The organism is Chryseobacterium limigenitum (genome assembly GCF_900114875.1).
In the GTDB taxonomy this organism is placed as follows: Bacteria; Bacteroidota; Bacteroidia; order Flavobacteriales; family Weeksellaceae; genus Chryseobacterium; species Chryseobacterium limigenitum.
On sequence record NZ_FPKW01000045.1, the window covers coordinates 1 to 7,492 of the forward strand.

The 7,492-nt window shown below is 35.5% G+C and carries 9 protein-coding genes; 4 read left to right on the forward strand and 5 right to left on the reverse strand.

The features are described from left to right. The 5 genes from BT156_RS21540 to BT156_RS22435 form a co-directional block, all read right to left on the reverse strand. The coding region (locus BT156_RS21540; RefSeq protein ID WP_072412566.1) for an ISAon1 family transposase N-terminal region protein at positions 1-272 on the reverse strand (272 nt) is incomplete at its 3' end. A gap of 166 nt (positions 273-438) precedes the next feature. Beyond that, a complete protein-coding gene (locus BT156_RS21545) occupies positions 439-1,404 on the reverse strand; it encodes a glycosyltransferase family 9 protein (protein ID WP_228430229.1) in 966 nt (321 codons plus the stop codon). A 2-nt stretch (positions 1,405-1,406) separates the two neighbouring features. Then, positions 1,407-1,826, reverse strand: coding sequence for a SufE family protein (locus BT156_RS21550; protein ID WP_072412969.1), 420 nt, complete (start codon positions 1,824-1,826; stop codon positions 1,407-1,409). Between the two features lie 101 nt (positions 1,827-1,927). After that, positions 1,928-3,028, reverse strand: a complete 1,101-nt coding sequence (locus BT156_RS21555; protein ID WP_072412970.1) for a glycosyltransferase — start codon at positions 3,026-3,028, stop codon at positions 1,928-1,930. After that, on the reverse strand, positions 3,025-3,252 hold the full coding sequence (locus tag BT156_RS22435) for a uroporphyrinogen decarboxylase (RefSeq protein WP_072412975.1): 228 nt from the start codon (positions 3,250-3,252) through the stop codon (positions 3,025-3,027). The genes BT156_RS21555 and BT156_RS22435 overlap by 4 nt, the downstream gene beginning before the upstream one ends. 153 nt (positions 3,253-3,405) lie before the next feature. On the opposite strand from BT156_RS22435, the gene BT156_RS21565 reads away from it, so the two are divergent. From BT156_RS21565 to BT156_RS21580, 4 genes are all read left to right on the forward strand, one after another. After that, positions 3,406-5,934, forward strand: a complete 2,529-nt coding sequence (locus BT156_RS21565) for an ATP-dependent Clp protease ATP-binding subunit (RefSeq protein ID WP_072412971.1) — start codon at positions 3,406-3,408, stop codon at positions 5,932-5,934. A gap of 149 nt (positions 5,935-6,083) precedes the next feature. Then, positions 6,084-6,458: a hypothetical protein gene (locus BT156_RS21570; RefSeq protein WP_072412972.1), complete on the forward strand. Its 375-nt coding sequence runs from the start codon at positions 6,084-6,086 to the stop codon at positions 6,456-6,458. Between the two features lie 4 nt (positions 6,459-6,462). Beyond that, a complete protein-coding gene (locus tag BT156_RS21575) occupies positions 6,463-7,014 on the forward strand; it encodes a hypothetical protein (protein ID WP_072412973.1) in 552 nt (183 codons plus the stop codon). Positions 7,015-7,121: 107 nt separating this feature from the next. Next, on the forward strand, positions 7,122-7,492 hold a 371-nt coding region (locus tag BT156_RS21580; protein ID WP_139255563.1), incomplete at its 3' end, for a hypothetical protein.

Genomic DNA, 7,492 nt, shown 5'->3' on the forward strand with positions numbered 1-7,492 from the left:
TGGATGATATTACCGGTTTTCGTATCGGTCCATCTTCTGCGTTTGATGTGGAGTTTTACTGTTTTTCCACGAAGAGGAAAATCGTCAACGCTAATTTCCGGAACAAAACCTTTTGACTGCAATAACAGAGACGAAAACTCTTTCGGAGCTGTATTTTTCTCGTCAAAATAGATGTGGAGGATTTTATTTTCTTCCTCAAATTTTACAATCTCAAAATGCTCAATCAAGAGTTCAGGTAAAAATAATTTGAGGAGTTCGGCATCGTTTAACATTCCACAAAATTAGCAATATTTTTTTCCTCCCCAACTTTTGAGATTGATCCGAAAAATGCTTTATCCCGCACGCCTCTTAATTGTACTCTGAAGTTTTTTATTTTAGCATTGAAAGACTCCGCGGAAGCATTCGTGCTTCTCCTTTTTATATATTTTTAATTTCTATTTAAATTTTATCAACTATTTTCTGAATATTAAGTTCTTCCAGACAAGCCCAATCTCCTCGATAGCATTCCTTATCCCCAAAAACAGAGCAAGGCCTGCACGTAAGATCACTCACCTGTACAACATCATCTTCACTCTGTCCGAAGCCTAAAAAACCGGCATATGGGTGTGTAGAACCCCAAATAGAAACACATCGCGTCCCCATTAAGCTCGCCAAATGCATATTTGCGGAATCCATGGAGATCATTAGTTCTAATTCTGAAATTTTAGTAAGCTCTTCCGTAAGACTTAATTTGCCTGATAAACTTTTTGTATTTGGAATCTGACTTTCCCATTTTTCTAATGTTTCAGTCTCTTCTTTTCCGCCTCCGAAGAAATAGATCTTATGTTTTTGGGCTAAAATTTTCACCAATTCGTAAGATTTTTCCAAAGGAAGCATTTTTCCTTTATGTTGGGCAAAAGGCGCAAAACCAATTCCTGACTTATTAGTTGAAGTTGGTCTTAACTGATGAGAAAGGTCAACCTTAAAGCCCATCTCACGAAATACATCAGCGTAACGTTCAACAGTTTTTCTTAATTGAATTTTATTTAAATTCCAAATATCGGTTAGCTGCTCTTTTTCCTCTTTCCCTTTATTGATTTTGAATACTTTAAGTCCTTTTCGTCGATAAATTTTATCTAAGATTTTCGTTCTGATCACATCATGTAAATTAGCGACCATATCGGGATGAAATTCTTTAATCAGTTCATTCGCCAATCTTTGTAATCCGAAAATACCTTTATAATCATCTAAGTTGATTCCTTTAAATATAACATTCGGAATATCAGAGAATAAACTCTCAAAATTCTTTCTTGAAACCATGACAATCTCAACATCAGGATTCTGTTCTAAGAACTCACGAAAAACCGGTGCCGTCATAGCGACATCACCAAAAGCGGAAAAACGATATGCTAAAATTCTGGTCACAGCTACGACTTTAGTTGATAGGCAACTGCATAAAATTTAATTTGTTTTGTCATCGCCATGAGTCCATTGGCTCTGGAAGGAGAAAGAAACTCCTGTAATCCGATCTCTGAGATAAATTCGAAATCAGAGTCTAAAATTTCCTGCGTAGAATGCCCGCTGTAAATATTCACCAATAAAGAAACGATCCCTTTTGGCAAAATACCGTCAGAATCTGCATCGAAAAACAGCTTTCCGTCTTTGAACTCAGCATCAATCCAAACTTTGCTCTGGCAACCTTTAATAAGATTTTCATCTCCTTTTTTGTCATCCGGAAGTCCTTTTAATTCCTTTCCAAGATCAATGATATACTCATATTTTTGCTCCCAGTCTTCAAGAAACGCAAATTCGTCGATAAGTTCCTTCTGTTTTTCTTTAATGGTCATTCTATACTTTCTTTTTGCAAAGATACTAAATTATGCTTTAGACTTGAAGCAGTAAGCTATGCGCAAATATAATAACGAGAACATTTGCTACCGCCAATTGTTTATTGCGAAATTGAAGCTTTTTCGAAAACCTGTAACAATTTCACTTCTTCATTTTCCCAGCAAAGAGCATTTGCGGCTTTCTCAAGTTCGGGTTGGTAATTTTTCCTTCCTTTATTTAAAATTAATTTGATCGATTCAGCAATATTTACAGGTTGATGATCTTTAATGATTTCTCCAATATCAAACTTATTTTTAATATTCTGCATTTCTGGGAGATTTGACAAAATTAAAGGAACTCGCGCCTGAATGCAATCAAGAACCTTATTTGGTAAAGAATAAAAATAGCTCTCTCCCCCATTCTCTTCGATGCTCATTCCGCAGTCAACCGTTGCAGTGATTTCTCTTAAATTTTCTGGTCTTAATTTTCCTAGAAACTGAACTTTATGCTGAAGATTTTCTTTAATAACTAATTCTTCATATTCTTTTTTGCGGGGTCCATCTCCAGCAATTTTCAACATTACATTATCAAGATGATGCATTGCTAAAATTGCTTTATCAATTCCGCGAAAAGGATTTATTGCGCCTTGATATAAAACTATTTTGGGATCATTTTCAGGAATTTCAAGATTAAAATTGATTTTTCGGGGCGCATTTTGAACGATAATTGGATCAATTCCATATTTATTTTGGAACCATTTTCCATAACTTGCGCTTGCCGTTATCATAAATTTCACTTTCGGAACGATACTTCTCTCAAGATATCTCCATAATTTTTGTGACATTTTGCCTTGAATTGCCGGCATTTCGGAAAAAATTTCATGACTGTCAAAAATCAAAGGAATATTCAATTTTTTAGCAATAAGATAATTCGGAAGTAAAGCATCAAGATCATTGGCATGAAGAATCGTGTTTTGATCTGCTTTCTTTTTTAATTCCTTATATAATTTCCAGTTAAATTCGAAGTACGCGGTTTTTAAACTTCTAGAAATTAATTTAATTCTGGAAAAAGAATAAGGTCGCTGCATTTCTTCCGCTCCGCCCCAATCATTTCCTATTAAGTCAATCTCATAGCCGTTTTCATGCAAAGTCCTGCAGACCTTCTCAATACGTTGATCTGTATATAAATTACTAAAAGCAGATGTGATTATTTTTTTCCTCATTTACTTTTTTTTCCTGCCAGCAAATGGTAAATTTGTATAAAGCAAATCAGCCCGTTAGGGATAATCACCGGCCAAAGCATTCCGCTAAAGATACCGTAAATGACAAAGCAAATGCAGCCAATCATATTAACAATCCTTATTTTTCTTATATCTTTCAATATAAAACTCAGCACAATAAAAAGTGACGCGGAATATCCGATATAAGTAGCAATTTCGGGATTCATGGAAAAAAATTTGAGGACAACAAACTTAATCATTTTCAATAAGATAATAAAGTTTTTTTCTGCCATAAAGTCATTATTTGATTTTTGGTAAAATATTTGTAATTTAGATAATGAATAAATGGCAATGTTGCTTTTATTCTAATGAGATATATTATGGATTATAAGTTTTCACAAGGTTTGAGCCAAGTGTTCAAACAAAGCAAAAGCGAAGCTAAACGGCTGAAAAGTGAATTTCTCAATACAGAACATCTACTTTTAGGTATTATAAAAACGGAAAACTCTGCAAAAGAAATCCTTCAAAACCTTAATGCGGATTTAACACAAATCAGAAGAAAAATTGAAACTCTAAATACAGCAAGTCTAAATCCTATTTCTGAGGAGGTTACCAATATTTCTTTCACTAAGATGGCGGATCATTCCATCAAACGTGCTGAGTTAGAATGCAGACAATATAAAAGTAATGAAATTAATACCGTTCATTTGCTTTTAGGCATTCTATATAAATATGAAGACCCTACCTCAAGCATATTAGGTGCTTACGACATTGATTATGAAGGAGTATCAAAAGAATATCAAACTATGCTGAAAAATTCCGGCCAGGCACCACAAATGAGTGCTTATGATGACGATGAAGAGAGAGAGGATTTTGAGCAAATGAGAAAGCCTACAGGAAACTTAGGGTCTGCGAAAAGTAAAACTCCAACATTGGATAACTTTGGCAGAGACCTTACTTCTTTGGCAAGAGACGGAAAATTAGATCCTGTGATCGGTCGTGAGAAAGAAATCGAAAGAGTTTCTCAGATTTTATCAAGAAGAAAGAAAAACAATCCGTTGCTTATTGGTGAACCGGGGGTTGGTAAATCTGCCATTGCTGAAGGTTTAGCATTAAGAATTCAGCAGAAGAAAGTTTCAAGAGTTCTTTATGGTAAAAGAGTAATCACTTTGGATTTGGCAAGTTTGGTAGCAGGTACAAAATACCGTGGACAGTTTGAAGAGAGGATGAAGGCCATCATGACGGAATTAGAAAAAAACCGTGATGTGATCTTATTCATCGACGAGCTTCACACGATTGTTGGTGCAGGTAGTTCTACGGGAAGTTTAGATGCTTCCAACATGTTCAAACCAGCTCTAGCAAGAGGTGAGATTCAATGTATTGGTGCAACAACTCTTGATGAATATCGTCAGTATATTGAAAAAGATGGTGCTTTGGAAAGAAGATTCCAGAAAGTAATGGTGGAGCCTACCAATATTGAGGAAACCATTCAGATCCTGAATCAGATTAAAGATAAATACGAGGAACATCATAATGTAGTGTATACTCCGGAAGCAATTCTGGCTTGTGTTAATTTAACAGCAAGATATATTACAGACCGTTTCTTACCGGATAAAGCGATTGACGCAATGGATGAAGCCGGATCTCGTGTTTATATTAAAAACATGAAAGTTCCTACTGAAATCATTGATTTTGAACAGAAAATTGAAGACATCAAAGAATTGAAACAGAAAGCTGTAAAAGCTCAGGATTATCTTGAGGCAAGAAAGCTTAAAGATGAGGAAGAACGTCTTCAAATGGAATTAAATTCTGCTCAGGATAAATGGGACAAAGATGTAAAAGAGAAGAAAGAAACCGTAACCGATGAAAATGTAGCGGAAGTAGTTTCTATGATGAGCGGCGTTCCTGTAACGAAAGTCGGTAAAAATGAGCTTGATAAACTGGCTCAGATGGACGAAAAGCTGAACGGAAAAGTAATCGGTCAGGAAGATGCTGTGAAGAAAGTTGTTAAGGCTATTCAGAGAAACAGAGCTGGCCTTAAAGATCCAAACCGTCCAATTGGAACATTTATTTTCCTTGGAACAACGGGTGTTGGTAAAACTGAGCTGGCTAAAGTAATGGCAAGGGAACTTTTCGAATCTGATGAATCTTTGATCAGAATCGACATGAGTGAATACATGGAAAAATTCGCAGTTTCAAGATTGGTTGGAGCTCCTCCGGGATACGTTGGATACGAAGAAGGTGGACAATTAACAGAAGCTGTAAGAAGAAAACCTTATGCTGTGGTTCTTTTGGATGAGATTGAAAAAGCTCACCCGGATGTATTCAATATCTTGTTGCAGATCTTAGATGAAGGCCACGTTACAGACAGTTTAGGAAGAAAAATTGATTTTAGAAATACAATCATCATCCTTACTTCAAACATAGGAACCAGAGATATCAAAGACTTCGGTGACGGTGTAGGATTCGGAACTTCTGCTAAGAAAACAGGTTCTGACACAAGAGCTAGAGGAACGATTGAAAATGCCCTTAAAAAAGCATTTGCTCCTGAATTCTTGAACAGAATTGATGATATTGTGATCTTCAACTCTCTTGAGAAAGAAGATATCAAGAAAATCATTGATCTTGAATTGAATAAGCTTTACACCAGACTTGATAAATTAGGATATAAAGTTGATTTAACTGAAGAAGCGAAAGATTTTATTTCTGAAAAAGGCTGGGATAAAGACTTTGGTGCAAGACCTCTAAAAAGAGCGATCCAGAAATATATTGAAGATTTATTGGCTGAAATGCTGGTAAACAAACAATTAAATGAAGGAGAAACTATTATTTTGGATGTAAATGAAGCGAAGGACGGTCTTGCCGGAAAAGCTCAGAAAACAAAAAAGACGGTTGAAAAATCTTCTTAATAAATAATTTAATTTTTTAAATAAAAAGCATCGGGAATTTCTCGATGCTTTTTTCGTTATAATTAATTTTTAACATATTTTTTTCACTAATTAATGATTAATTAAAAAAAATATTTAATTTTATTGAATATAAAATCAATATCATTAATATGAAAAAATCAATTTTACTGGTAAGCTTTTCTCTGCTTACCTTTCTATCCTGTGCCAATGAGTCATCGGCAACCACCACAATGCCTGACGTTTCGAAGCCGGAAGCGGTGCAAAAATTCAATTTAGCCATCAAAAAAGTAGCAATGGAAAAGGAACCGGCTCCTTCAACACCAAGAACATCTGCTGAACTGAGCGATTATAAAAAAGAAATGCTTCTGCCAGCTGCTAAAGACCTCATCGCATCATCTGGAGTTTCGTATTCTGAAATCGAAAGACAAACCGGAGGTGACAGAGAAAAAATCCTTAAATGGGCTGTAGAAGTTTATGGAGATTACAACAAGCAAACCAATAAAAACTACAAATCTGAAAACTAGAATTATGAGAAAACTACTTTTACTGGCAACATTTGCTGTCTCTTATTGTGTTTCAGCACAAGATCTTTACATACAAAACTACACCGATACGATTCTTGAATATACGATTTGGAAAGATAATCAAGCCAATGTTGCAGGAGGCTGTCAACCTAGTCTTGAATCAAGAGACAGCACAACAGGGCTAAGCATTCTTGGCCCAGCTATTTCAGCTACAACGCCAAGAGAAGCATATTATCAAGGTGACTTAACAACTACTATGACTTTCAATGCTCTTTATCCAAATACTCCGTTAATTGATAAATGGATATTAAACGCCGATTTTGCTAATCCACTCGTTCCGCCCAATCCTTCACTTGTTGCTCCAAGTTTGGCGTCTCAATGGTCGGGTATAAAATTCGGGGTAAAAGATCTATCCGGAACGGCAATAGGTGGATATTATACAATGGCAAAATTTTGTGGGCAGCCTATAATTTCCGATCTAGGAGGTTATACAAATCCGGTAGTAAACGGCGCCCTCTTTACAGCCGGAGGAGCAACATGGATTATAATATATTAATATTTAATTTAAAACTAAATCCAGATAAAACCTTAAAAAACAAGATTTTACGAATTATTTTCTTGTTTTAATTACAACTTCACATTCCAAAAAACAAACTAATAAAAATGAAAAAGACAATTTTACTTCTAAGTATTTCAATGCTTACAATTCTGTCTTGTGCTAATGAATCATCGGCAACCACTACAATGCCTGACGTTTCGAAGCCGGAAGCAGTGCAAAAATTCAATTTAGCCATCAAAAAAGTAGCAATGAAAAAGGAACTTGCTCCTGCAACTCCGAGAACATCGGCAGAATTAAGTGATTACAAAAAAGAAATGCTTTTACCTGCTGCAAAAGATCTCATCGCTTCATCAGGAGTCTCTTATGCTGAAATAGAAAGACAAACACGCGGAGACAGGGAAAAAATTCTTACCTGGGCTGTACAGGTTTACGGAGAATACAACAAGCAAACCAATAAAAACTATAAATCTGAAAA

Excerpts from the sequence above, each read along its gene's own strand:
- BT156_RS21565 (WP_072412971.1), top strand. The coding sequence starts at position 3,406 with ATGGATTATAAGTTTTCACAAGGTTTGAGCCAAGTGTTCAAACAAAGC.
- BT156_RS21570 (WP_072412972.1), top strand. The coding sequence starts at position 6,084 with ATGAAAAAATCAATTTTACTGGTAAGCTTTTCTCTGCTTACCTTTCTA.
- BT156_RS21550 (WP_072412969.1), bottom strand. The coding sequence starts at position 1,826 with ATGACCATTAAAGAAAAACAGAAGGAACTTATCGACGAATTTGCGTTT.
- BT156_RS21555 (WP_072412970.1), bottom strand. The coding sequence starts at position 3,028 with ATGAGGAAAAAAATAATCACATCTGCTTTTAGTAATTTATATACAGAT.
- BT156_RS21575 (WP_072412973.1), top strand. The coding sequence starts at position 6,463 with ATGAGAAAACTACTTTTACTGGCAACATTTGCTGTCTCTTATTGTGTT.
- BT156_RS22435 (WP_072412975.1), bottom strand. The coding sequence starts at position 3,252 with ATGAATCCCGAAATTGCTACTTATATCGGATATTCCGCGTCACTTTTT.